Source organism: Stenotrophomonas sp. CCNWLW162, assembly GCF_037203745.1.
In the GTDB taxonomy this organism is placed as follows: Bacteria; Pseudomonadota; Gammaproteobacteria; order Xanthomonadales; family Xanthomonadaceae; genus Stenotrophomonas; species Stenotrophomonas maltophilia_AQ.
In genome coordinates this window covers 259775-285637 of record NZ_JBBCBL010000003.1, presented here as the reverse complement: position 1 = coordinate 285637, position 25863 = coordinate 259775, and the positions used below count along the sequence as shown (strand labels likewise).

Below are 25863 nucleotides of genomic sequence, written 5' to 3'. Positions count from 1 at the left end.
ATGGCCTGTAGCGCCGAGTCCATGCTTGGCTGCTGTTCGTGCGATGCGCGATGAGTCGAGCGCGGCTCGACTCTACAAAGGCATCCACGCATGGCGTGGATCTACTGCGCGCGCGAGCCCTTGAGCCGGGGCGCGCAATCAGCCGCGGGCGAGGGCGAGAAGCCGCTCGGCAATCCGTTCCAGCGGCACCTGTTCCTCGGCGGCGCCCAGCTTGAACGCTGCACCGGGCATGCCCCAGACCACACTGGTGGCCTCGTCCTGCACCAGCGTCGGTGCGCCGGCCTGGCGCATTTCCAGCAGGCCGCGTGCACCGTCATCGCCCATGCCGGTGAGAATGGCACCGATGGCGTTGCCGCCGGCGTTCTGCGCGACCGAGCGGAACAGCACGTCCACCGCTGGCTTGTGCCGGTTCACCGCAGGGCCGTCGTCGACGCGGCAGCGCCAGCGCGCACCGTCGCGGATGATCCGCAGGTGCTTGCCGCCGGGTGGAAGGTAGGCGTGGCCGGGCAGCACCGCTTCGCCGTCGCTGGCCTCGCGCACGGCCATTGCCGAGTGGCGGTCCAGGCGTTCGGCGAAGGCGCTGCTGAAGCTGGCCGGCAGGTGCTGGGTCATCACCACGGCCGGGCCATCGGCGGGCATTCCTTCCAACACCACGCGCAGGGCTTCGGTGCCACCGGCTGACGAGCCGATCGCGATCAGGCGGTCGGTGGTACGGAACTGCGGTGAGGCAGGGCGCATGGCGGGGGCTGCGTCCAGCGTGAGTTTCGGTGCGGCCACGCGTACCAGCGGTCGAACGCGCGAGCGCGCCGCCATCTTCACCTTGGCGATGATTTCGTCGGCGTAGGCCTGCAGGCCGCGCGCCACGTCCAGCTTCGGCTTGGAGACGAAATCCACCGCACCCAAGGCCAGTGCCTGCAGCGTGGTGTCGGCGCCACGTTCGGTCAGCGAGGAGATCATCACCACCGGCAGCGGGTGCAGGCGCATCAGGTTCTCCAGGAACGCCAGGCCGTCCATGCGCGGCATTTCCACGTCCAGGGTGATCACGTCCGGGGCCAGGCGCTTGATCTTCTCGCGCGCCAGCAGCGGGTCGGCGGCGGTGCCGACCACGTCGATGGATGGATCGCTGGACAGTATCTCGGTGAGCATCTGGCGCACCACGGCGGAGTCGTCGACGATCAGGACCCGGCAGGGGGCGTTGCCGGTGAGCGTCATTCGAACAGCTCCACGCCACCGGTGACCGGGGTCTTGGACAGGCGTGCACGCACGGCCGATTCGGTCGCGGCTACTTCGGCTTCGTGTGCGTGTGGCAGGCGCTGCACCACCACGCGGCCGGTATCGGCGAAGAACCAGATCTTGCGCGGATGGATGCCGCACAGGTCCTCGGCGATGATCGGAATGTGCTCGGCCTGCAGGTACTGGCGCACGAACTCGGCGTTGCGGGTGCCGACCGGATTGCTGGTGAAACCCTTGAGCACGTTGGCGCCGCCGAACACCTTGGCCTCGATGCGCTTGCGGTGCGCGCCGCGCTTGAGCATGTCGTTGATCAGCAGTTCCATCGCGTAACTGCCGTAGCGCGCGGGCGCGCCGTCGCCGGCATTGCCCTCGGGCAGCAGGAAATGGTTCATGCCGCCGATCTTCAGCACCGGGTCGCGCAGGCAGGCGGCCACGCAGGAGCCGAGCGTAGTGGTCAGCGCGGTGGTGTCGTCGACCACCAGATACTGGGTCGGCAGCAGCTTGGCTGCAATGGTCTTGAAGCGCGCGTCCTGATAACGCATCACATCGTCGGTACGCAGCGATGCGTTCATGCGCCTGCCTTTGCCGCACGGCGGTACAGGGTGCGTCCGCAGGGCTGGATCAGGTCGGCGGCGTGCAGGTAGTTCTCCGAGTGCCCGGTGTAGAGCAGGCCATCGTCGGACAGGTGCTGCACCAGCCGGCCCAGGATCGCGCGCTGGGTCGGCTTGTCGAAGTAGATCATCACGTTGCGGCAGAACAGCGCATCGAACGGGCCACCGACGTCGTAGCGCGGCGCGAGCAGGTTCAGCGGACGGAACTCGATCAGATCGCGCAGCGCCGGCAGCACCCGGCATTGGCCCTCGTTGGGGCCGCTGCCGCGCTGGAAGTAGCGGCGGCGCAGGTCCGGATCGAGGCTGCTGACGCGATCGATGTTGTAGACGCCACGGCCGGCGGTGGCCAGTACCTGGGTATCGACATCGGTGGCGACGATGCGCACCGGCGGCTTCAGCGTACCGAAGGCCTCGCAGGCGGTAATCGCCATCGAGTAGGGTTCTTCGCCGGTGGAGGCGGCGCAGGACCACAGCAGCAGCGGCGCACGGCTGGCGCGCTGCTGCAGTTCTTCGCGCAGCTTGTCGAAGTGGTGCGGCTCACGGAAGAATGAAGTCAGGTTGGTGGTCAGGGCGTTGGTGAACGCTTGCCACTCATCGCCGTCCTCCTGTTCCAGGTGGTCCAGGTACTGCTGGAAGCTGCGCATGCCCAGCGTGCGCAGGCGGCGCGACAGACGGCCATAGACCATGTCGCGCTTGGCCGGGGCGAGGGCGATGCCCACGCGCTGGTAGATCAGGTCGCAGACGCGGCGGAAATCACGGTCGGCGAACTCGAATTCGCGCGGGCCGGTGACGATGGGAGTAGGACTTTGCACGGGGGACGTGTCCATCGGCAGAGGCGGCGGCCGAAGCCGCCGCGGGTGGGTCTCAGAATTCCTGCCAGTCGCTGTCGCTGGCGACGAAGGTGCTGGCGTTGCTGCTGCGACGCAGTGGTGCCGGTGCGGGCTGCGGACGCGGCGCGATCGCTGCAGTGGTGGCTGGCTCGATGCGGGCGGCCACGGCCTTCACTGCGGCCGAGACCTGGTTGTCGAGGCGGAAGATCGCAACTGCATCGGCCAGCTGCGCGGCCTGGTCTTCCATCGCGCGCGCGGCAGCGGTGGCTTCTTCCACCAGCGCAGCGTTCTGCTGGGTGGTTTCGTCCATCTGCACCACGGTCTGGTTGACCTGCTCGATGCCGGCCGACTGCTCCTGCGACGCTGCGGAGATCTCGGCCATGATGTCGGTCACGCGCTGCACCGAAGCGACGATCTCGCCCATGGTGCTGCCGGCCTGGTGCACCAGGCTGGAGCCTTCGGCGACCTTGCCGACAGAATCATCGATCAGGCCCTTGATCTCCTTGGCGGCAGCGGCCGAGCGCTGGGCGAGGGTGCGCACTTCGCTGGCGACCACGGCGAAGCCGCGGCCCTGTTCACCGGCACGCGCAGCCTCCACCGCGGCGTTCAAGGCCAGGATGTTGGTCTGGAAGGCGATGCCGTCGATGACGCTGATGATCTCGGCGATCTTCTTCGAGGAGGCTTCAATGGCCGACATGGTGTTGACCACCTGGCCGACCACGCTGCCACCCTGCGAGGCCACACCCTGCGCGCCGATGGCGAGCTGGTTGGCCTGGCGGGCATGCTCGGCGTTCTGGCGCACGGTGGAGGTCAGCTCTTCCATCGAGGCCGCGGTTTCTTCCAGGTTGGCGGCCTGCTGCTCGGTACGGCGCGACAGGTCGCTGTTGCCCGACGCGATCTCACCAGCGGCGAGGGTGATGCTGGACGTGCTGGCCTGGATCTGGCCGACGATCTGGGTCAGCTGGGTGACGGTGGTGTTGGCGTCGTCACGCATGCGCGCGAACACGCCCTGGTAATCACCATGCATACGCGCGGTCAGGTCGCCTTCGGCGATGGCCGACAGCAGCTGCGAGAGCTTGCCGAGGTTGTCATCGCTGACCGCCATCATCGCGTTGAGGTTTTCCAGCATCAGGCGGAAATCGTGATCGAAGCGCTGCGCGTCGCCACGACGGCTGAAGTCGCCTGCGGCGGCGGCACTGGCCAGTTGCTTGATCTCGGCGTTGATGCGGCCGAGGTTGGCCTTGACCGTGTCGACGGTGGTGGTCATCGCGGCCTTCTCGCCGGGGTAGCGCGCGATGTCGCGGCTCAGATCGCCCACAGCGTACTGCTGCACCACCTCCAGTACATCGTGCAGGGTCTGCACATGGCCGCCGACCAGGGCGTTGGTTTCCTGCACCATCAGCCCGTATTCGCCGGGGAAGGCGCTGGCATCGATGCGGTAGCTCAGCTCGCCACCATCGTGGCGCCGGGCCATTTCGCGCTGGCCGCCGATCACCGCGTGCAGCTGCTGCTGCATGCCGGCCATCGCTTCCAGCAGGCGGCCGGTTTCATCATGCGGCTGCGGGCCGATATGGCTGTCGAGCTTGCCGGCGGCGATGCCTTCGGCGACGGCGGTGGCCTGCTTCAACGGCACGGCGATGCGGTTGCCGATGACCCAGCTCAGGGCCAGTACGATCAGCACCAGCACGCCGCCGGAGAGCGCCATGATGGCGGTGAACACCAGCGCCTGCTTCTGAACGTCATCCATGTAGACGCCGCTGCTGATCACCCAGTTCCAGGGTGCGAACAGGCTGGCGTAGGCCACCTTCTCGACGTCACCCTTGTTGCCCGGCTTGGCCCAGCGGTAGTTGACGAAGCCGCCGCCGGCCTTGGCCGCCTCGACCTGGTCGTAGTAGATGCGCACGCCGTCGTCGGTGCGGAAGTCCTTCATTTCCTTGCCGACCAGGTCCTTGCGGAACGGGTGCATCAGCAGGCGATAGCCGGTGTCGTAGACGTTGTAGTAATAGGTGTCGTTCTCGGCGCGCATCACTTCCAGCGCCTGCAGGGCGGCGGCCTTGGCAGCTTCCTCGCTGAGCTCGCCGGTACCGGCCAGGCGATGGTAGTGCTGGAGGATGCCGTCGCTCAGTTCGACCTGGGTCTTCAGCGCAGTCTTGCGGGTCTCGGTCAGGTCCAGGTACTGCATGCGGGCGGCGATCACCGACAGCGCGATCACGCCGAGCGCGATGAGCAGCGTCAGCAGGTTGAGCTTGCGCCGGACGGAGAGGTTGCTGAAGTAGTGTTGCCAGCGATGCAGGAGATTCATCGAGCAGGACCAGGTTGAAGCAGGCGGGCGGCGCCGAGCCGGTCGCGACGTGATACGCCGTGACAACCCCGTTATCGGCCGCGGGGGCGGGGGATTGAGGTGCAGTGTCCGAACGTATTCAGGTTTCCTTGCAGCGGCGGCTGCGGCGCTGCCTGCGGCAGGCTGGTTTTGAAGCAACAGCAACAGCAACAGCAACGGCAACGGCAGGTCATGGCGAGGGGGTGCTACGGGTTGGCCGGGTCGGGGTGGGCAGGCAGGACATGCCGTGAACCCATCCATGGGGGCTCGATGGCGCCATCCATGGCGCCAACGGTCCTGCCTGCCCACCCCGACCCGGCCCGCCAGGGCTTCACTTCGGCGGACGGCAAGAGCGTTGGGTTTCCAAGTGGAAAGAGGGGGCAGATCCGTTTTCCGCAGGAAAACGGATCTGGCCCCGGACGCGACCTGGCTTTTGCTTTTTGCTCTTTTCTTTTCAATCCGGGGTGGACGCGCACGGAAAGTGTCCCTGGCCGGGAGGGTGGGTTGCGCAGGGGCGTGAGCCGCATGGATACGGCGACCGAGCTTACATGGACGTACTTGCAGCGTCCCCTGCGCAACCCATCCTCCCGGCCCAAACGAAGGAAATCCGCCGCTCTCCGCGACCACCCCGAGGGGCTCCGCCGTTGGCTGATATCCAGATACCCCGTAAACGAAAACGCCCCAGCGCAGGGCCAGGGCGTTCTCGTGCGTCAGGTCAGGCGGGCATCAGAATTCCTGCCAGTCCCCGTCAGCCAGTTCGGTGGCCATCGGGCGGCCGCCTGCAGTGCGTCGGGCCGGTGGGGCGACCGCAGCCGGTGCGACCGGTGCGGCGGCACGTGGTGCCGGCGCTGCAACTGCCTTGCGCGGAGCGGCCACGACCTCGGCTTCGTCGACCACGAAGATCGACACGGCCTCGCTGAGGTGCCCGGCCTGTTCTTCCATCGCACGTGCGGCGGCGGTGGCTTCTTCCACCAGCGCGGCGTTCTGCTGGGTGGTCTCGTCCATCTGCACCACGGTCTGGTTGACCTGCTCGATGCCGGCCGACTGCTCCTGCGACGCTGCGGAGATCTCGGCCATGATGTCGGTCACGCGCTGCACCGAAGCGACGATCTCGCCCATGGTCGCGCCGGCCTTGTGCACCAGCGCCGAGCCGTCGTTGACCTTGCCGACAGAGTCGTCGATCAGGCCCTTGATCTCCTTTGCGGCAGCGGCCGAGCGCTGGGCGAGGGTGCGCACTTCGCTGGCGACCACGGCGAAACCGCGCCCCTGTTCGCCGGCACGTGCGGCCTCCACGGCAGCGTTCAGCGCCAGGATGTTGGTCTGGAAGGCGATGCCGTCGATGACCGAGATGATCTCGGCGATCTTCTTCGACGAGGCCTGGATGGCCGACATCGTGGTGACCACCTGGCCGACCACGTCGCCGCCCTGCGAGGCCACGCCATGTGCGCCGATGGCCAGCTGGTTGGCCTGGCGTGCATGCTCGGCGTTCTGGCGAACGGTCGAGGTCAGCTCCTCCATCGAGGCAGCGGTTTCTTCCAGGTTGGCGGCCTGCTGCTCGGTGCGGCGCGACAGATCGCTGTTGCCCGAGGCGATTTCGCCGGCGGCCGAGCTGATCGCACGGCTGGACTGCTTGATGCGGGTGACGATCTCGCTCAGCTGCGCAGCGGTGGCGTTGGCATCATCGCGCATGCGGGCGAACACGCCCTGGTAATCGCCGTGCATGCGCACGGTCAGATCACCCTGCGACAGCGCGGCGAGCAGGCCGGAGATCTGTTCGATGCTGCCGGCATTGGCGTCGAGCAGGCCGTTGATCTGCTGGGCCAGCTGCAGGAAGAAGCCTTCCTTGTCGTTGGCGTCGATGCGGCCGGACAGGTCGCCGGCCGCAGCCTGGGCAATCACCCGCGCCACTTCGGCTTCGACCTGCGCTTCCTGGGTGCGGTCCCGCCACTCCACTACGTAGCCAACGGTATCGCCGCCTTCGTTGCGGATGGTCGACACCACCTGCGCGAACTGGGCGTCGCCGTACTGCATCGGACGACGGGCAACGCCGTGCGCCTTCAGGTTGCCCAACAGAGTCTGATCCATCTCGCCACGGTGCTCGAGCACGGTGACCGGTTTGCCGACCAGCGAGGCCTGCGCATCGAAGTCCGGCAGGTCGCGGCGGACCTCGTCCTGGTACTGGGTCAGGGTCTGCTGCAGGGCGCGATTGCTGTAGACGATGGTGTTGCTGGTGTCGGTCAGGTACACGCCGGTCGAGCTGTAGTCCAGCGCGGTGCGGATGCGCAGGTTCTCGCGGGCGATGGCCTGGTCGGTTTCGGTGCGCTCGCGCAGGTCGCGCTGCATGCGCTGCATGGCCTGCATCAGCTCGCCGACTTCGTCCTTGCGGCTGACATCGATATGGCCATCAAGCTTGCCACCGGCCACATCGTTGGCAACCGAGACGGCGCCACGCACGCTGCCGACCAGGGCGCGGGCGAACAGCCAGACCAGCACCAGGCCAAGCGCAGCACCGCCCAGCAGGGCGATCACGGTCAGCACGGCCGAGGCGGCGTAGGTTGATTCGGCCTCATCGCGCGATGCGCGGGCGAGGCGGTTGTCTTCGGCAATCAATGCTTCCAGTGCAGCGCCGGCCTTGCGGTGCTTGGCGCGGGTCTCGCCGACGAAGGTATCGATCGCATCGTCGGGCAGGTCCAGCTCCAGCATCTCGGTGACGCTGTCATAGGAGGTCAGTGCCTCCTTCCATTCCTTGGCGAAGGTATCGAACAGTTTCTTCTGCTGCGGGTTGTCGACCAGCGCCGGATAGCCCTTGATCGACTTGTCCATGCTTTCGCGCAGTTCAGTGGACTGCTTGCGGGCATCTGCCTTGACGTCGTCGCTTGCGCGGATCAGCTGCTGGTAGGCGGCGTTGCGGTACTCGCCGAGCATGCCTCGCATCTCGCCGGCCATGCGGATGCTCTCCATGCGCGAACCGGCCAGCTCGGTGGTGACGTTGTTCAGCGAGTGCAGGCCACGGTAGGCGACGATGCCCTGCAGCAGCATCACCAGCAGGAGAACGCCGAAGGTCAGCATCAGCTTCGGCATCAGTTTCAGGTTGTTGATCCACGGCATGGGCGTTGCGATCTCCTAAGGCAGACGCGTCCGGGCATCGGGCCCGGTTGCAGCAGAAACCACGCCGGCACCAGGTCCGGCGTGGTTCGACGAACGGCGGATTACTTGATGTTGGCCAGCTTCAGGCTTGCCGGCGAGCTGACTTCGATTTCAGCACGCGAGGCATCGCGCTGGATCTTGCCGATCACGCACACGGTCTTGCCTTCCAGGGTTTCCAGCGGGAAGGAGAACTTGCCGCGGTTCTCGCCGGCGATGCGCGCCGAGAAGGTGTGGCGCGGGAATGCGCCGCCCATGTACAGGAAGGTCGGCTGGCCTTCGGAACCTTCTGCGTAGCGGGCCTTTTCGACCTTGCCACAGACCATGCCGTCCTTGCCGACCGAACGCGGTGCCATTTCCGGCGGGATCATGTCGGCCGACTGGGCGAAAGCGGAGGTGGCAGTGGTGGCCAGGACAGCGGCCGAAACGAACGCAAGCAGGGACTTCATCGAGGTGTATCTCCGGGGATGGTGATGGTCGTTCCGGTCCTGCGCGCTCCTGCGCGGCCGGCTTCTGTCCCCCTATCGGCACTGCCGCGGGGAACTGAAGGGTTTTGTGACCAGAACGTGAAGCAGGTCCGCTGGTTCAGGCGGCGGCGTCTTCGACCAGGCTGGCCTGGCCCATGTCGGCACTGTCGAGAAGGGTCTCGATGTCCAGCAGGATCAACATGCGGTCATCCTGGGTGCCGATGCCGGAAATGAAGCGGGTATCGACGGCAGCGCCGAATTCCGGGGTCGGGCGGATCTGCTCGGCAGACAGCGGGATCACGTCGGAGACGCTGTCCACGACGATGCCGACCACACGGTCTTCGACGTTCAGCACGATCATCACGGTGAAGGCGTCGTAGCGGGCATTGTCCAGGCGCAGCTTCAGGCGCAGGTCGATGACCGGCACGATGGTGCCGCGCAGGTTGATCACACCCTTGATGTAGTCCGGTGCATCCGGTACGCGGGTGACCGCGTCGTAGCCGCGGATTTCCTGCACCTTGAGGATGTCCACGCCGTAGTGCTCGGCACCGAGGGTGAAGCTGAGGAATTCGCCACCGGCGCTGGCGGTGGTGCTGGTCTTGTCGTTCATCGAGGGGTCCTGGTTCTGCCGGAAGTCCCGGTGTCAGGCTCGATATCGGCCCCTTGGTGGGGGACTTTAGGTATCCGGCACTCCCGGGGAAGGAGACAGATCCCTTTTCAGGGAAAAGGGATCTGACCCCGGCATGCGCGCCGGTGTTGCCCTACAGTTCGCCGTTGCGGCGCGCCTTGCGCTGGCGGTCAATGCGGAAGATGTAGCGCTGGATGGCGCTGTCGCCGCCACGCGGCAGGCCGTCGAAACGCATGCCCACGCGCTTGACCTCGATGCCGTTGGGCTGGCGCTGTGGCAGCAGGTTGCAGACCACCAGTTCGATCTCCAGGTCCGGGCCGTCCGGCAGTGAGAGTAGGGCCGGGTAGCGCTTCTGCAGGCTGAACACCGCGCAGTCGGTGGGCACGACCACGGCCAGGCCGCCGCCACTGATATCAACCACCCGCATTGACAGCGTACCGCTGCGGTCTTCTCCGCAGGGCAGCTGCAGCTGCGGCGAGTCGGTGACCGGGGTTTCCAGCCGGTACAGTTCGCGCCGTTGCAGGTGTACCAGCTCGTCCGGCAGCGGGGCGCGGAATGCCACGTGGCCGTCATTGTCCACGCGCTGCAGTGCCTGCAGCCGGAAGCGCACCAGCACGCGTTCAAGCTGGGCGAAGCACAGAAGGTGGTCGGCCTGCTCGGCGGCGCGGTTGGACGCTTCCTGCGGACTGCCATCGAGCAGCAGGGTGTCCTCGTCTTCATCGAGCTCAAGCAGCGCAGTCGGGAACGATCGGTCGCGGCCGTCGATATGCGCATTGATCAGTGATCGCTGGTCGATCAGCGATCGCAGCAACTGCCGCAGCTGGCGCGGGTTGCGGACCAGGAAACGTTCGTCAGCGGCGTCGGCCGCGTGGACATCGTGCACTGCAGTGTCGTTGCCGTCGGACATGGAATCTACGGTCAAGGGCGGGCGCCAGCACGCGTTGGCGCGTGGCTCGATGGGGATATCGGCCACTGTGCAGGATTATGAAGTGAGAGTTGCATCACTTTCCACGTGCGAGGGGTCGGATCCCTTTCCCTCGGGAAAGGGATCCGACCCCGTTACCTCAGAACTCCTGCCAGTCGCCCTCGGCGGCCAGTACCGGCTGTGCCGCCGACGCACGCAGTGCGCGCTTGGCAGCCGGCGCAGCGGTCGCCACCTGGCGCGGAACCGGTGCCGTGGCCAGGCGCACCGTCGAAGCCGTCGAACCTTGCGAGGCCAAGCGGAAGCGGGCAACCGCTTCGCCCAGCTGCACGGCCTGGTCTTCCATCGCGCGTGCTGCGGCGGTGGCTTCCTCTACCAGTGCGGCGTTCTGCTGGGTGGTTTCGTCCATCTGCACCACGGTCTGGTTGACCTGCTCGATGCCGGCCGACTGCTCCTGCGACGCTGCGGAGATCTCGGCCATGATGTCGGTCACGCGCTGCACCGAAGCGACGATCTCGCCCATGGTGCTGCCGGCCTGGTGGACCAGACTGGAGCCTTCGGCGACCTTGCCGACCGAGTCATCGATCAGGCCCTTGATCTCCTTCGCGGCGGCGGCGGAGCGCTGGGCGAGGGTGCGCACCTCGCTGGCGACCACGGCGAAGCCACGGCCCTGTTCACCAGCGCGTGCGGCTTCCACCGCGGCGTTCAGCGCCAGGATGTTGGTCTGGAACGAAATGCCGTCGATGACCGAGATGATCTCGGCGATCTTCTTCGAGGAGGCTTCAATGGCCGACATGGTGGTCACCACCTGGCCGACCACGTCGCCGCCCTGCGAGGCCACGCCGTGCGCGCCGATCGCCAGCTGGTTGGCCTGGCGGGCATGCTCGGCGTTCTGGCGAACGGTCGAGGTCAGCTCCTCCATCGAGGCGGCGGTTTCTTCCAGATTGGCTGCCTGCTGTTCGGTGCGGCGCGACAGGTCGCTGTTGCCCGAGGCGATCTCGCCGGCGGCGAGGGTGATGCTGGAGGCGCTGGCCTGGATCTGGCCGACGATCTGGGTCAGCTGCGCGACGGTGGTGTTGGCGTCGTCACGCATGCGTGCGAACACACCATTGAACTGCCCATCCATGCGTGCGGTCAGGTCGCCGGCAGCGATCGATTGCAGCAGCTGCGACAACTGGCCCAGATTGCCGTCGGCCACCTGCATCATGGTGTTCAGCTGCTCGATCATGACCTTGAAGTCATGCTGGAAGCGCTGGGCATCGCCGCGCTGGCTGAAATCGCCGGCTGCTGCAGCGGCGGCCAGCTGCTGGATCTGGGTGTTGATCGCGAGCAGGCTGGCCTTGGCGGCATCCATCGACTCGTGCAGGATCGCGCGGCTGCCCGGCAGGCGGCGTGCGTCCGGTGCAAGATTGCCGATCGCGTACTGGTTGAGCACGTCGATGGCATCGCGGATCGCATCCAGGTGTTCGAAGATCACCGTGTTGATGCCGCCGGCCAGCTGGCCATACACGCCCGGGAAGTCCTCCGGGATGCGGTGGCTGATATCCGGACCGGCATGCATCTGCGCCATCAACTGGGTCTGCTCGGAGAAGCGGCGCAGCATCGAGGTCATCTCGGCCGTGGCGGCCAGCATCTTGCCGGCTTCGTCCTTGCTGGTGGCCTGCGTGCTGACACTGAGATCACCACGGGCGACGGCCTGGATCGCGTGCACGGCCTTGCCCAGCGGACCTGTGACAGCGCGCGAGATGACCATGGCCAGCGCGGCGGCCACCAGCGACAGCAGCACGATGCAGCCGATGATGGCGATCATGCTGGTGCGGTGGGTGGCATTGGCATCGGCGATCTTGGCATCCATCAGGCCGGCGATGTGGGTGCCGAGGGTCTTCATCGCAGCGAACAGGTCACGGCGTGCCGGCCGCGACTGTTCGTCGGAGATCTGCCGCGCCAAAGCGCCATCGCCAGCGGCGACCGCTTCGCGCATGGCCTTGTTGGCGGCGAAGTAGCGGTCCAGCTGCACGTTGGCTGCGCCATACAGTTCGCGCTCCTTGGCCAGTGCGGGCAGTGCCGAGTAGGCGGCCAGTTCGTCGTGCACGGCCTTGGCGGTGTCGTCCATGCGCTTGTAGTAGTCGGCCACCTTGTCCGGCTGGTCGAGCATGCTGAGCAGCGCCAGCTCGTAGGTGCGGAATTCGCCCAGTTGCGAGCGTGCCTCGCCGAGGTGCTGCACCGAGGGAATATCGTTGCTGGCCATCTCGCCCAGTTGCTTGTTGGCCTCGTTGAGCCGCAGCAGCGCGAATGCACCGAGGACGAGGGTCATCAAGGTGGTGAGGGTGAACCCCACCGCCAGCTTGCGGGCGATGGGCAGATCTTGGAACCACTTCATGCAGGGTGCTCCAGGTGGGCAGGATGCCGGCGTCGTTGCGTCGGCTGGGGGTGGTTGCAGAGCGAACGGTGGTGCCCGGTGGGGGTTCGGTGACGGCCGTCAAAGCGAGATAGCGGCGTGCTGCGGGCGGACTTTATGGACGCAGATCACATTCGGTTGCGTAGGGATGACGGCGCGAAAGTGCTGCGGCGGCGCGGCTTGCGCTTCGGTGGCGTGGTTGCGAACGAAACCAGTGCGGCGACGAAGTTCACGGAATGGGTTCGGGGGCGGATTGGGGTCAGATCCCTTTTCAAAGAAGAGGGATCTGACCCCAGCCACACATGGCCGGCGCACGCGCAAAGAAAAACCGCCGCCCCGAAGGGCGGCGGTTCAGTGCACGCATGCGGTGGGGATCAGGCGGCCTGCGGCATCCGCAGCGAGCGCACGAGGCCACCGATGTCGACGATCAGGGCCACGCGGCCATCGCCGAGGATGGTTGCACCGGACACCCCGCCGATGCGGCGATAGTTGTTCTCGATGTTCTTCACCACCACCTGCTGCTGGCCGACCAGCTCGTCGACTTCCAGTGCGATCTTCTGGCCATCGCCTTCGACCACCACCACCAACGATTCGCTGCCGGGAGCGCGGTTGCCGTAGCCGTAGTACTCGCTCAGCGACAGGATCGGCAGGTATTCGCCACGCACGCGCAGCACACGGCCTTCGCCGGCCATGCTGCGGATGTCCTCGGGCTGCGGCTGCAGTGCCTCCAGCACGTACGCCAGCGGCAGGATCAGGGTTTCGCCGGCCACCGCCACGGTCATGCCATCAAGGATGGCCAGTGTCAGCGGCAGGCGGATCAGTGTGCGAGTACCGGTACCGAGGCCGCTTTCGATCTGCACTTCGCCACCCAGCGCCTGGATGTTGCGACGGACCACATCCATGCCGACGCCGCGGCCGGACAGGTCGGTGACCGCGTCTGCAGTTGAGAAGCCGGGCTGGAAGATCAGGTCCCAGACCTGCGAATCGGTCGGGTTGTCCGGTACGGCCAGGCCGCGCTCGCTGGCCTTGGCGAGGATCTTGGCACGGTCCAGGCCGCGGCCGTCGTCGCTGACTTCGATGACGATGTGGCCGCCCTGGTGCGATGCCGCCAGGGTGATCGTGCCGGTCTCGTCCTTGCCCGCATCACGTCGCACGTCCGGCATTTCCAGGCCGTGGTCGATCGAGTTGCGCACCAGGTGGACCAGCGGATCGGCGATCTTCTCGATCAGGCCCTTGTCCAGCTCGGTGCCTTCGCCGACGGTGCGCAGGCGGACCTGCTTGCCGAGGCGGCCGGAGAGGTCGCGGACCAGGCGCGGGAAGCGGCGGAACACTGCATCGACCGGCAGCATGCGCACGCCGATCACCGCTTCCTGCAGGTCGCGGGTGTTGCGTTCAAGCTGGTCCAGGCCGGCGAACAGGCTCTCGGCGTGGACCGGGTCCAGTGCGTGCGAGACCTGCTTGAGCATGGCCTGGGTGATGACCAGTTCGCCGACCAGGTTGATCAGCGCATCGACCTTGTCGACGCTGACGCGGATCGAGGTTTCCGCTTCCTGGCCGCCACCACCGCTGGCGGCAGGAGTGGTGGCCACGGCCGGTGCAGCAACAGCTGTGGAAGGGGTAGCAGCGGATGCGGTCGGGGCCTGCGTGGCCAGGCTCGGCGGTGCGGCCGGACGGATGTCCAGCTCGCAGTCGTCCAGTACCCAGGCGAAGGTGTCTTCAATCTTGCTGCGCGGCACTTTGCCGACCAGTCCGAGATCCCACGCCAGATGAGCCTCGAGCGGGTCGAGCTGGGCGAAGCCGGGCAGGCGTTCCATGCGCGCAGCCACCTGCAGCGAACCGAGGTGTTCCAGTTCGCGGATGATGCGCAGTGGATCGTTGCCGCTCATGAACAGCGACGGTGCCGGGGTGAAGCCGATCTGCCAGGCTTCCGGCGTGTCGTCCACCTTGGCAGCCGGGGCGGCCGGGGCGGCAGCTGCGGCTTGTCCGGAAAGAACTGCTTCCAGGCGCGCCTTCACCGCGGCGACAGCGGCGGGATCGGCGGCCTGGCCGTGTTCGGCTTCGCGCAGCAGGGCGCGCAGCACGTCCACCGAAGACAGCATGGCGTCGACAGCGTGGCCTTCCAGCGCCCGCTTGCCTGCACGCAGCTCATCGAGCAGCGTTTCCAGCACGTGGGTCAGGCCGGCAATCGCATCGAAGCCGAAGGTGCCGGCGCCGCCCTTGATCGAGTGGGCAGCGCGGAACACCGAATTGATGATCTCCGCGTCCTGTTGCCCCGATTCCAGGGCCAGCAGGCCAGCCTCCATCGCGTCGAGGCCTTCGCGGCTCTCCTCGAAGAAGGTGGCGTGGAAGCGTTGCAGGTCCATGCTCATGGCAGTGGCGATCCGGAAGCGAAGAGGGGGAGCAGTGCGGGGCGATCAGCCCAGCACTTTCTGCACGGTGGCGACGAGCTGCTCGGGATTGAACGGCTTGACCAGCCAGCCGGTGGCACCGGCGGCCTTGCCTTCGGACTTCTTGTCCGCGGCCGATTCGGTGGTGAGCATCAGCAGCGGGGTGAACTTGTAGTCCGGCAGCTGGCGCAGTTCGCGGATCAGCGCGATGCCGTCCATGTTCGGCATGTTGACGTCGGTGACCACCGCATTGAAGCGCTGGCCCTTTGCGCGACCGAGCGCGACCGCGCCGTCTTCGGCTTCTTCGACGGCAAAACCGGCCGAGGTGAGGGCGAAGGAAACCATCTGGCGCATCGACGCCGAATCGTCCACCACCAAGATACGTGCGCTCATGCAGCGTTCTCCACAGATTTCAGGTTGTCATGGGTTGCGTCCAGGCCCAGGGCCTGGGTGACGCCAAGCAGGCGTGCGGCGTCACGGAAGGTTGCGGTGCAGCCGTGGAAGCCGGTGCCGAGGCCTGCCTCGCGGCGCGCCTGCACGAACGCACACAGCACCTGCACGGCGGCCGTGTGGATGCGGGTGACCTGGCTCGCATCCAGGGTCAGCTCGCCTGCCTCTGCCACCAACGGCGAAAGGCGGTTCTTGAGCTCGGTGCTGCTCTCGATGCCGAGATCCTCACCCAGTTCGACAATGCTCATGGTTGCTCCGGACAAACGGTTCCGTGATCCATAACGGCACCCCGGCGGGGTTCTTTAGAGGAATCGACGCGGTGCGTCGATGCGGTGCTGTTCGGGGGCGGGAGATGCCAATGCTGCGCATCGGCACCTGCCGTCCCCGACAGGCAACGCGGCGGCGCGGAACGCCGACTCAGCTCAACAGCTGCGTGGCATCGAGCAGGATCATCGGCCGCTGGCTGACCCGGGCAACGCCACGGAACAGATCATTGGAAATCTGGCAGATGCGCGCCGTATCAGGCGGCTCGATCTGCGAATCGGTGAGGTTGGCGACGTCTTCCACGGCCGACACGCGCAGGCCGATGGTCTCGCCGTTTTCCTCCAGCACCACGATGCGGGTCTGTGCGTCGTCCTCGGCAGCGGTTGCACCCAGGTGCAGGCCCAGGTCCATTACCGGCACCACCTGGCCGCGCAGGTTCATTATCCCCAGCATGGCCGGGGCGGTACCGCGCAAAGGCAGCAACGGTACCGGCAGGACCACTTCCTGCACCTTCAGCAGTTCCAGTGCATAGGCCTGGGCACCACAACGCAGGCGCAGCCAGCGCGAGGTGCGCTCGCCGGCGCGGCGGTTCTGCGGATGCGGGCTGCTGGCCGGGCGGTGTGCCTGCGCCTGCAGTTCCTGCCAGGTGCCAGGTCGATTGCCAGCGGGAGCGTCTACCGCCACGCGCGGTGGCGGTGCTGCTGCAGCCGGTGCAGGGGTGGGGCGTGGTGCAGGCGCCAGTGCTGCAACCGTGGCGGGTGGTGGCGTGGCCACGTCCTCGCCACCGGAGGCCGCCTCGAATGCGGCCTGCAGGCCGGGGCTGTCGGTGTGGGCGAGGCGATGGCTGTCGGCAGGATCGGTCTCGTAGATCACTTCATCGGGCAGATCGTCCCAGGTCGGCTCCGGGCCGGCCTTTGCGGTGGCCGCAGCCGGCGCAGGAGCGGTCTCGTGAATCACTTCGTCCGGCAGGTCATCCCATGTCGGCTCGCGTTGCGTGGCGGAGGCCGGTGTAGCGGCAGCCTCGAAAGCGGCTTGCAGTGCGGCGTCGTCCATTGCAGGGGTAGCGGCGACGGCTTCGGTCTCGTAGATCACTTCGGCCGGCAGGTCGTCCCAGGTGGGCTCGCGCTCCGGTTCCGCTGCGCTCGCAGGGCGTGGCCCGGCGCTACCCGGTGCAGAGGCGGCCTCGAAGGCGGCTTCCAGCGCGGCGTCGTCCACGGCAGGGGCAGCGGTGACGGCTTCAGTTTCGTAGATCACTTCGGCTGGCAGGTCATCCCAGGTCGGTTCGCGTTCCGGTGCCGCTGTGCTCGCTGGGCGTGCCCCGGCATTACCCGGCGGCGCGACGGGTGGCGCCACAGCGATCGCCTCGCCCAACAGCTCGTCCAGATAGTCGTCCAGTACGCCGGTGCTGTTCATGCGGCCTGCTCCAGGGCGCGGGCATCCTCGCCGAGGATCCAGTTGAGGGCGCGACGGTACGCAGCCAGGCCGCGGCCCGGGTAGTCCTCGCCGACGCTCGGCAGGGTCAGGCCGGCGGCATTGCTGATGCGAGTGTCGATCGGAATCGCGTCTTCCCATACGCGTGTGCCATGACGATCCTGCATGGTGCGCAGCGACTCGTTGCCAGCGCGGGTGCGGCGATCGAACAGGGTCGGCAGGATCGAGATCGGCAGCGGGCGGCGCCGCGAGCGCTCGACCATCTCGCCGGTGCGGACCATGCCGTCCAGTCCATGCAGCGCCAGCGGTTCGGCCTGGGTCGGGATGATCAGGCGGTCGGCCGCAGCCAGTGCATTGATCATCAGCAGGCCGAGGGTCGGCGCGCAGTCCAGCAGGATGTAGTCGTGCTGTCCCTGATGGCGGGCAAGCGCGTTCTGCAGAGCCAGGCCGAGGCCGGGCTGGTTGGCGCTGCGCCGCTCCAGCGTGGCCAGCGCCGACTGCGCACAGACGTAGTCCAGGCCGTGGATGCTGCTGGCGTGGCACAGGCTGGACAGATCGACCGGCGGCGCACCGAACAGTTCCAGCACGCCGGCCGGCGGTGGATCCACCGGTACGCCGAAGGCACGGCTGAGCGAGGCATGCGGATCGAGGTCGATCAGCAGCACGCGGTGGCCCATTGCAGCCAGGCCACGGCCGAGGGCGAGGGTGGTAGTGGTCTTGCCGACTCCGCCCTTCTGGTTGGCGACTGCCCAGATGCGCATCGGTTTACTCCTTCATTGCCGGGGGAACGGCGGCGCCGACACGGCTGCCAGCCGGCACCGGCGGCAACTTCACCGGTGCGATGGGGGAGGTGGGGGCGGTAGCCGGAGTTGCGGCGGCTTGTTCGGTGTCGGTGCTGTTGGCACCGCCGGTTGCGGCGTTCAGGCGCTGGCCCAGCGGATCGATTGCGTGGGTGGTATCGGCCAGGATGATGACCATCACCCGGCGGTTGCGGTTGCGACCCTGCGCGCTGTCGTTTTCTTCGCGCGGGCGGAACTGGCCGTAGCCGACCATCGCCAGTCGCGAGGGCTGCACGCCCTGGTCGGCGAACAGGTGCACCACGCTGGCAGCGCGACCGGCGGACAGTTCCCAGTTGGACGGGAAGGTGGCGGTGGCGATCGGCACGTTGTCGGTATGGCCTTCCACGCGCACGCTGTTGGGTACATCGCGCAGTACGTCGGCCAGGCTGGCCAGGGTCTGCCGCGCGTGCACGTCCAGCGCGGCCGAGCCGGTCGGGAACAGGATGTCGCTGTTGATCTCGACTTCGATCCACAGCTCGGTGCGACGCACGCTGATCATGCCGCGGTCGATCAGCGGTGCCAGCGCGGCGGTCAGACGGTCGGCGATGCTGCTGAGCTGGCGCTCGGCGCGCGCGATCTGTTCCTGGTTGTGCACCGACACGGGCATGCGCATCTGCGAGGCCATCGATGGCAGCAGCGTCGGGTCGTGCGACGGCGCAGGCGCCGAGGGCCCGATCTTGGTGCCGGACTTGATCACTGAGGGACTGTCCCAGCCGCCGCCCTGCACCTGCTTGTTGCCGACCTGCACCGGATTGATGGTGCGCGGCGCGCCACCGAAGGCATCGGTGAGCGCGTCGGCCATGATCCGGTACTTGCCCTCGTTGACCGAGGAGATCGCGTACATGACCACGAAGAAGGCGAGCAGCAGCGTCATCAGGTCGGCATAGGGGATTGCCCATGCTTCATGGTTGGCGTGCTCTTCGTGGTGCTTGCGGCGGGCCATGTCAGTGCAGGAAGCCGGAGAGGTTGGTTTCGATGTTGCGCGGGTTCTCGCCCTGGGCGATCGAAATCAGGCCTTCGATGACCATTTCGCGATCACGGGTGTTGTGCGAGATCACACTCTTGAGCTTGGCGGCGATCGGCAGGAACAGCAGGTTGGCCGAGGCGATGCCGTAGATGGTGGCGGTGAACGCGGCGGCGATGCCATGGCCGAGCTTGCTCGGGTCGGCGAGATTCTTCATCACCGCGATCAGGCCGAGCACGGCGCCGATGATGCCCAGCGTGGGCGCATAGATGCCCATCGCCTCGAAGACCTTGGCGCCGGCCTGGTCCTGGTGCTCCTGGCTTCCCAGTTCGATTTCCAGCATGTGCCGGATTGATTCGGGCTCGACGCCGTCCACCAGCAGCTGCAGTCCCTTGCGCAGGAACGGGTCCTGCTGTGCTTCCACCTGTGCTTCCAGGCCAAGCAGGCCCTGGCGGCGTGCGATGTTGCTCCATTCGACAATCTGCTGGATCAGTTCGCGGCGGTCGCTGTGCGGCGGTCGCACGACCCAGCGCACGATCTTGAAGGCGTGCTTGAACACGGCCGGCGAGGTGTGCAGCAGGATCGCGGCGACGGTACCGACGATGACGATCACGAACGCGGCAGGCGACCACAGCGACGCCAGGCCGGCGCCCTTGAGGATGCTGCCGCCGACCAGCGAGGCCAGGGCGAGAAAGAGTCCAATGAGGCTGAGTCTATCCATGGGTCCGGTATCGGCTTGTGTGAATGGGACTTGAGACACCGGGAGGTCGTGTACAGACGGTAGTCACAGTTTTCGGGTCGCCGGGCATGGCCCGGCGGGCTTCAGCGCAGTCCGTCCACGTCCAGGATCAGGGCCATGCGACCATCGCCGATCAAGGTTGCACCCGCATAACCAGCCAGGCCACGCAGCGCCTTGGGCAAGGGTTTGATGACCACTTCCTCGCGCCCTCGCACCTGGTCCACGACCAGGCCGAACCGGGCTTCACCGGCCTGCAGCACGACGATGGTCAGCAGCGGCGAGGCGGCCGGCGTCACATCCAGCCACTGGCGAAGATCGACCAGCGCCAGGGTATGCGAGCGGCGGTCGAGCACGGCACGTCCATCGAACCAGCCCAGCGAGGTGCGCGGGGCGTGCAGCACTTCCATCACGCGTGCCAGCGGCAAGGCGTATACGTCCTCGCCGGCCTGCACCAGCAGGGTCGGCAGGATCGCCAGGGTCAGCGGCACGCGGATCAGGAAGCGACTGCCGCGGCCCAGTTCCGACTGGATCTGGATCTGGCCGCTCAGTTCGCGGATGCGCGACTGCACCACGTCCATGCCGACACCACGGCCGGAGATATCCGTGACCTGCTGCTTGGTCGAGAAGCCGGGCAGGAACACCAGGTGCAGGCATTCCTCGCTGCTCAGGCGGGCAGCGGCTTCCGGATCGATCAGGCCCTTCTCGCGTGCCTTCGCGCGCAGCTTTTCCGGATCGATGCCGGCGCCATCGTCCTGTACCTCGATGCTGACGTAGTCGCCTTCCTGCTGCGCCGACAGGCGCACGTGGCCCATCCGAGGCTTGCCCTGGGCTTCACGCAGCTCGGGCGTTTCCACGCCATGGTCGATGGCGTTGCGGACCAGATGCACCAGCGGGTCGGCCAGGGCTTCGACCAGGTTGCGGTCGAGCTCGGTTTCGGCGCCGATCAGCTCAAGGTCCACTTCCTTCTTCAGCGAGCGGGCAACGTCGCGGGCGACCTTGGGGAAGCGCGAGAACACCTTGCCCACCGGCTGCATGCGGGTACGCATCACCGCCGACTGCAGGCGTGCGGTGGCGATGTCCAGCGTGGATACCGCACGGTCCAGCTCCTCGTCGCGCAGGCGCGCACGCAGGGTCTTCAAGCGATTGCGTGACAGCACCAGTTCGCCGATCAGGTTGACGATCGCATCCAGGCGCTTGGTATCCACGCGCACGGTGTGCTCGGCTTCGGCCAGTGGCTTGGCGGGCGGCTTGGCCGCCGGTGCGGGTGCGGCTGGGCGTGGCGCGGGCGGTGCCGCCGGCACTGCGGCGACCGGTTTGGTGCCGGGTGCGGCGCCACCGTGCAGCTGGTCGAGCAGGGCTTCGAACTCGTCTTCGCTGATCAGGCCGTCGTCGGCCTTCTTCGCCGGTGCGACCGCGGTCGGGGCTTTGCCGCCGTGCAGCTGGTCGAGCAGGGCCTCGAACTCATCGTCGGTGATCAGGTCACTGCCACCGGCGGCGGGCGCAGCGGCGGCCGCCGGGGCGGTGGCGCCACCGTGTACATCGAACTGCGCGATCAGCTCGGGGGGCGCGTAGCCCGGTTCGGTACCCGAGGACACCGCATCCAGCATCGACTGCAGGTAATCCAGCGATTGCTGGGCGGCATCGAAATGGTGGGCCTGCAGCACCGCCTGGCCGGCGCGCGCGGCGCCGAGGGCTTCTTCGGCGGCGTGGCACAGTTCAACCATGGCCGTCACGCCAAGGAAGCCGGCGCCACCCTTCAGCGTGTGGTAGCCGCGGAACACCGCATTGAGCTGGTCGCCGTCCTGGGGTGCCTGCTCCAGCGACACCAGCTGTTCGCCCAGGCGATCCAGGATTTCCTGCGCCTCGATGATGAAATCGGCAGTGATGTCGTCGGATACCGCGCTCATGCTTACAGCCCCAGATCCGACAACAGGTCGTCGGCGTCGTTCTGCGAGACCGCGTGGCGGTCCAGTCCCTTCAGTGCCGGTCCGGCCAGTTCCGGGTCGGAGCGATGCTGTTCCGGCGGCAGGCCGAGTGCGCCGAAGCCTTCGTGCACGCGGCGCACGATGCCGACCACGCGACGGATGATCTGCCCGGTCAGGTCCTGGTAGCTCTGGGTCAGAGCGATCTCGGTCAGGTTGTGGCGGATGCGCTCGAGCTGCGCGTCCTGGCCAGGCTGCAGGCCTTCGGCGCGCAGCTGTTCGGTCAGGCTGCGGCATTCCTCGGCCAGGTCCAGGGTGCGGTGGGTGGCCTGTTCGGTCATCGCCACCACGTGGTCCAGACGCGCGCAGGCGTCGTCCAGTTCGCCGGCTTCGTCAGGCACGGTCGGCAGCTCACCCAGCGCCTGTCCCAGCTCGCGGGCCAGCCGCGAAAGGCCGCTCATCATCGGCTGCGTGCGCAGTGCGACCAGCCCGTCGATGCGCTGCCGCCACGCGGCTTCGTCACCGGACTCGAGTGCGTCCAGGGCTTCCTGAAGGCGCAGGGCGAGGGCGTTCCTGTCGACCGTGGTATCCATCAGGCGCTGGCCGCCAGGCGTTCGAAGATCTTGCCGAGCTTCTCTTCCAGGGTCTGCGCGGTGAACGGCTTGATGATGTAGCCGTTCACGCCGCTCTGGGCGGCTTCGATGATCTGCTCGCGCTTGGCTTCGGCCGTCACCATAAGCACCGGCAGTGTCTTCAGCTTGGCATCGGCGCGGATCGCCTTGAGCAGTTCGATGCCGGTCATCACCGGCATGTTCCAGTCGGTGACCACGAAATCGAACGGCTGGCTCTGCAGCAGCGACAGCGCGGCATGCCCGTCCTCGGCTTCGGCGGTATTGGTGAAGCCCAGATCGCCCAGCAGGTTCTTGACGATCCGACGCATGGTCGAGAAGTCGTCGACGATCAGGATGCGCATGTTCTTGTTCAAAGCAGAGTTCCTTTGTTGTTCAGTCCGGGCGGCCGGGGGCAGCCGCCTCGGGCATGTTCATTCTTCGAGGCCGGCGTCCGCCGCCTCGAAAATCTTCAGTCGACCACGCAGGCGCAGCACTGCCTGGCCGTGGATCTGGCAGACCCGCGATTCACTTACGCCAAGCACCGCGCCGATCTCCTTCAGGTTCAGCTCCTGCTCGTAGTAGAGCGACAGCACCAGCTGCTCGCGCTCGGGCAGGTGGCCGATCGCCTTGCCCAGCTCGCGGCCGAACTCGCCGCGTTCCAGTACCTGCTGCGGGGTCGGGCCGCCCTGGGTGACGGTGTCCAGCTCGCCCTGGTCTTCGATGCGCGACTCCAGGCTCAGCACCTGGCCACGTGCGGCGTCTTCCATCAACCGCAGGTATTCGGGCAGCGGCATTTCCATCGCCGCGGCCACTTCGGTGGCGCTGGCGGCGCGGCCGCTGCTCTGCTCCAGGCGGCGGATGGTGGCGGCGGCATCACGAGCGCGGCGGTGCACTGAGCGGGGCACCCAGTCGCCACGGCGGATCTCGTCGATCATCGAGCCGCGGATGCGGATCGACGCATAGGTCTCGAACGAGGCGCCCTGGTCGGCGTCGTAGCTGCGCGAGGCTTCGATCAGGCCCATCATGCCGGCCTGGATCAGGTCATCGACCTCGACGCTGGCGGGTAGGCGCGCAGCCAGATGGTGGGCGATGCGCCGCACCAGGTCCGAATGCTGGGCGATGACTTCGTTCGCCGCCGAGCGCTGCACTTCCCTGTACTGGGCTGCGCCTTTCATGCCGTCACCCCACGCTGCTTGAGGATGCGTTCGAGGAAGAATTCGACGCCGCCACGCGGTTCGGTCGGCGCCTGCCAGCGCGCGGTACGGCGCGCGATCTCGGTGATCGCCAGCGCGGCCGGGCTGGACGGATAGGCCTTCACCACCGGCTGCTGGCGCTGCACCGACAGGCGCAGCCAATCGTCCTGCGGAACGCAGCCGAGGTAGTTCAGCGAGACATCGGCGAGGAACTTCTCGCAGACACGGGTCAGCTTTTCGTACAGCACGCGGCCCTCGTTGGGGTCGCGCACCATGTTGGCCACCACCTGGATGCGGTCCACGCCACGCTCGCGCGACAGCACCTTGATCAGTGCGTAGGCGTCGGTGATCGAGGCCGGCTCGTCACAGACCACCACCACGGTGTCCTGTGCGGCCTGGCAGAAGGTCAGTACGCCATCGTTGATGCCGGCGGCGGTGTCCACCACCATGATGTCCAGCTCGCGTTCCAGCTCGGAGAACACGTTGACCAGGCCGACGTGCTCGGCCGGGGCCAGCTCGGCCATGTGGCGGCGGCCGGACGCGGCAGGGACCACCAGCACGCCGTTCGGGCCTTCGACGATGACGTCATCCAGCGAGCAGCGGCCGGCGACCAGATCGGCCAGGGTAAAGGTGGGGTTCAGTCCCAGGATCACGTCGATGTTGGCCAGGCCGAGGTCGGCGTCCAGCAGCAGCGTGCGCTTGCCCATGCCGGCCAGCGCCACGGCCAGGTTGGCGGACACATTCGTCTTGCCCACGCCGCCCTTGCCGCCAGTGACCGCAATGGTGCGCACAGGGCCGAGCGGCTCGCTGCGGGTGGCCGACAGCGGGAAGGTCTTGGTCAGCTTGGCGTACTCACGCGACGGCATGGTTCAACTCCGGGTTGCAGGGCATATCGGCCGCGCGGCGCAAATCTTCAAGGCGAAGTACGAGATTGGCTGCACTGGCCCGGTGCAGGTCCTCCGGAACGTCCTGGCCGTCGGTCACCCAGGTGATCGGCAGGGCGTGGTCCACGGCCACCGACAGGGCGTTGCCGAAGCGGCCGGTTTCGTCCAGCTTGCTCAGCACCAGGCCCTGCAGGTTGGCCGCGCCGAAGCGGCGGACCACCTCGTCCATGTCGCCGAAGCTGGTGTTGGCTGGAAGCACCAGCAGGGTGCGGACCTGGCGGGCGGCACGCAGCCACTGCAGCTGGGCGGCCAGGGCACGGTCGCGCGGGCCCAGGCCGGCGGTGTCGATCAGCACCAGCTTGTAGTCCTTCAGGCGTTCCAGCAGCTGGTCCAGGTCGGTGCCGCTGTTGGCCTCATGCACCGCGATGCCGAGCTGGCGGCCGTAACCGTACAGCTGCTCGCGGGCACCGATGCGGGTGGTGTCGGTGGTGACCAGGGCGACATCGCGCGGGGCGTGCTTCTCGGCGAAGCGCGAGGCCAGCTTGGCGATGGTGGTGGTCTTGCCGGCGCCGGTCGGGCCGACGAGAGCGATCACGCCGCCTTCCTCCAGCGGGTCGACCGGAGCGATCGGCAGCTTGCGCGAGATCAGCCCGAGCATCAGGCCGCGGCCGCGGTGCGCATCGGTCTCCAGCGGGATCTGCATGGCCACGTCGCGGGTCAGGCCGGCGTCGAAGCCGTACTCGTCCATCAGGTCCAGTGCAGTGGCGCGCACCGGGCAGCCACGCAGGCGCTCGTCGGTGAAGCGGTTCATCTCGCGCTCGATCACCTGGCGCATGCCGGCCACTTCCTGGCGCAGCTGTCGGATCTCGGCATCGTCCTGGGCGACCACGGTCAGCACCGGGGCTGGTGCAAGGGTCGGTTCCGGGGCGGTGTCGATGGTTGCGTCCGCCATCGACGGTTCGTCGGCGAAGGTCTGCGACTGCGCGTCGGCCACAACGCTGGCCGGCAGCGGCAGCGGCGGCGGCTGCACCGCCACGGCCGGGGCCGGGCTTTGCTGATGCTCGGCATGCGGCGGATCGATCTGGAAGCGCGCACGGTTGGCCGGGATGATCACGGCGGGTGCAGCGACAGCGTCGGCGACGGCGTCTGCGAACGGGCCGAAGGCCTGTTCCGCACGCGCCGGTTCGTTGACGGCAGCACGCGCCAGGGTTGCGGCGAAGCCGGTGCTGCCGCGGGTCGGCACGATCTCGTCGGCGCTGTCCAGGGTGCGGCCGGTGGCACCGACGGCGGCGCGGGCCAGCGCGGCAACGGCCGAGGTGGTCGCAGCCACCGGTTCCGGTGCCGGGGTGGCACTGCGGCGACGGGTCACTGCAGCGATCACCGCGTCGGCGGCATTGCGCGGCTTTGGTACCGGCGGCGGGGCGATGTCACGACGCGAGGCTTCCAGTGCACGCTGCACGGCGCTCTCGTCGTAGTTGGCGGCGGCAACGATCTCGATGCCTTCCTCGATCCGGCGGTTGGACAGGATCACGGCGTCAGGACCATGTTCCTTGCGCACCAGGTTCATGGCCGAGCGCATGTCGGCGGCAACGAATCGTTTGATTTTCATGCTGTGGTCACGGGACG

Annotated in this window: 22 protein-coding genes; all 22 read right to left on the bottom strand. The window is 67.2% G+C overall.

Annotated elements, in window-relative coordinates; all coding sequences use genetic code 11:
- Positions 1 to 138 precede the first annotated feature (138 nt).
- On the bottom strand, positions 139 to 1212 hold the full coding sequence (locus tag V9K93_RS10160) for a protein-glutamate methylesterase/protein-glutamine glutaminase (protein WP_295381916.1): 1074 nt from the start codon (positions 1210 to 1212) through the stop codon (positions 139 to 141).
- Complete coding sequence (cheD, locus tag V9K93_RS10155; RefSeq protein ID WP_337302505.1) at positions 1209 to 1805, bottom strand: chemoreceptor glutamine deamidase CheD; 597 nt, start codon at positions 1803 to 1805, stop codon at positions 1209 to 1211. Before cheD ends, V9K93_RS10160 begins: the two co-directional genes overlap by 4 nt.
- Positions 1802 to 2671: a CheR family methyltransferase gene (locus V9K93_RS10150; RefSeq protein WP_337302504.1), complete on the bottom strand. Its 870-nt coding sequence runs from the start codon at positions 2669 to 2671 to the stop codon at positions 1802 to 1804. The genes cheD and V9K93_RS10150 overlap by 4 nt, the downstream gene beginning before the upstream one ends.
- 37 nt (positions 2672 to 2708) lie before the next feature.
- On the bottom strand, positions 2709 to 4976 hold the full coding sequence (locus tag V9K93_RS10145) for a methyl-accepting chemotaxis protein (RefSeq protein ID WP_337302503.1): 2268 nt from the start codon (positions 4974 to 4976) through the stop codon (positions 2709 to 2711).
- A gap of 744 nt (positions 4977 to 5720) precedes the next feature.
- Positions 5721 to 8102, bottom strand: a complete 2382-nt coding sequence (locus V9K93_RS10140) for a methyl-accepting chemotaxis protein (protein ID WP_337302502.1) — start codon at positions 8100 to 8102, stop codon at positions 5721 to 5723.
- Positions 8103 to 8203: 101 nt separating this feature from the next.
- Positions 8204 to 8587, bottom strand: coding sequence for a hypothetical protein (locus V9K93_RS10135; protein ID WP_295379974.1), 384 nt, complete (start codon positions 8585 to 8587; stop codon positions 8204 to 8206).
- A 136-nt stretch (positions 8588 to 8723) separates the two neighbouring features.
- Positions 8724 to 9215 (bottom strand): chemotaxis protein CheW, encoded by a 492-nt coding sequence (locus V9K93_RS10130; protein WP_136639677.1) that lies wholly within the window; start codon positions 9213 to 9215, stop codon positions 8724 to 8726.
- Between the two features lie 151 nt (positions 9216 to 9366).
- Positions 9367 to 10140 (bottom strand): flagellar brake protein, encoded by a 774-nt coding sequence (locus V9K93_RS10125; RefSeq protein ID WP_295379979.1) that lies wholly within the window; start codon positions 10138 to 10140, stop codon positions 9367 to 9369.
- A gap of 157 nt (positions 10141 to 10297) precedes the next feature.
- Entirely contained in the window at positions 10298 to 12535 is a 2238-nt protein-coding gene (locus tag V9K93_RS10120; protein ID WP_337302501.1) for a methyl-accepting chemotaxis protein, read from the bottom strand.
- Positions 12536 to 12927: 392 nt separating this feature from the next.
- Entirely contained in the window at positions 12928 to 14922 is a 1995-nt protein-coding gene (locus V9K93_RS10115) for a chemotaxis protein CheA (protein ID WP_337302500.1), read from the bottom strand.
- Between the two features lie 45 nt (positions 14923 to 14967).
- The gene (locus V9K93_RS10110; RefSeq protein WP_005409521.1) at positions 14968 to 15333 is read right to left on the bottom strand and encodes a response regulator; all 366 of its coding nucleotides are present in this window, start codon (positions 15331 to 15333) and stop codon (positions 14968 to 14970) included.
- A complete protein-coding gene (locus V9K93_RS10105) occupies positions 15330 to 15638 on the bottom strand; it encodes an STAS domain-containing protein (protein WP_046984312.1) in 309 nt (102 codons plus the stop codon). Before V9K93_RS10105 ends, V9K93_RS10110 begins: the two co-directional genes overlap by 4 nt.
- Before the next feature lie 169 nt (positions 15639 to 15807).
- Positions 15808 to 17067 (bottom strand): chemotaxis protein CheW, encoded by a 1260-nt coding sequence (locus V9K93_RS10100; RefSeq protein ID WP_136639680.1) that lies wholly within the window; start codon positions 17065 to 17067, stop codon positions 15808 to 15810.
- Positions 17064 to 17846 (bottom strand): ParA family protein, encoded by a 783-nt coding sequence (locus V9K93_RS10095; RefSeq protein ID WP_046984314.1) that lies wholly within the window; start codon positions 17844 to 17846, stop codon positions 17064 to 17066. The genes V9K93_RS10100 and V9K93_RS10095 overlap by 4 nt, the downstream gene beginning before the upstream one ends.
- 4 nt (positions 17847 to 17850) lie before the next feature.
- Entirely contained in the window at positions 17851 to 18867 is a 1017-nt protein-coding gene (gene motD, locus V9K93_RS10090) for a flagellar motor protein MotD (RefSeq protein ID WP_046984315.1), read from the bottom strand.
- 1 nt (position 18868) lies between these two features.
- Entirely contained in the window at positions 18869 to 19609 is a 741-nt protein-coding gene (locus V9K93_RS10085) for a flagellar motor protein (protein ID WP_046984316.1), read from the bottom strand.
- 101 nt (positions 19610 to 19710) lie between these two features.
- Positions 19711 to 21534 (bottom strand): chemotaxis protein CheA, encoded by a 1824-nt coding sequence (locus V9K93_RS10080; protein WP_337302499.1) that lies wholly within the window; start codon positions 21532 to 21534, stop codon positions 19711 to 19713.
- Between the two features lie 2 nt (positions 21535 to 21536).
- Positions 21537 to 22142, bottom strand: a complete 606-nt coding sequence (locus V9K93_RS10075) for a protein phosphatase CheZ (protein WP_046984318.1) — start codon at positions 22140 to 22142, stop codon at positions 21537 to 21539.
- Positions 22142 to 22534 (bottom strand): chemotaxis response regulator CheY, encoded by a 393-nt coding sequence (cheY, locus tag V9K93_RS10070; RefSeq protein WP_006365466.1) that lies wholly within the window; start codon positions 22532 to 22534, stop codon positions 22142 to 22144. The genes V9K93_RS10075 and cheY overlap by 1 nt, the downstream gene beginning before the upstream one ends.
- 57 nt (positions 22535 to 22591) lie before the next feature.
- Positions 22592 to 23335, bottom strand: a complete 744-nt coding sequence (locus tag V9K93_RS10065; protein ID WP_006365468.1) for an RNA polymerase sigma factor FliA — start codon at positions 23333 to 23335, stop codon at positions 22592 to 22594.
- Complete coding sequence (locus V9K93_RS10060) at positions 23332 to 24219, bottom strand: MinD/ParA family ATP-binding protein (RefSeq protein WP_065723213.1); 888 nt, start codon at positions 24217 to 24219, stop codon at positions 23332 to 23334. Before V9K93_RS10060 ends, V9K93_RS10065 begins: the two co-directional genes overlap by 4 nt.
- Positions 24206 to 25846, bottom strand: coding sequence for a flagellar biosynthesis GTPase FlhF (gene flhF, locus V9K93_RS10055; protein ID WP_337302498.1), 1641 nt, complete (start codon positions 25844 to 25846; stop codon positions 24206 to 24208). The genes V9K93_RS10060 and flhF overlap by 14 nt, the downstream gene beginning before the upstream one ends.
- Positions 25847 to 25863: the final 17 nt, after the last annotated feature.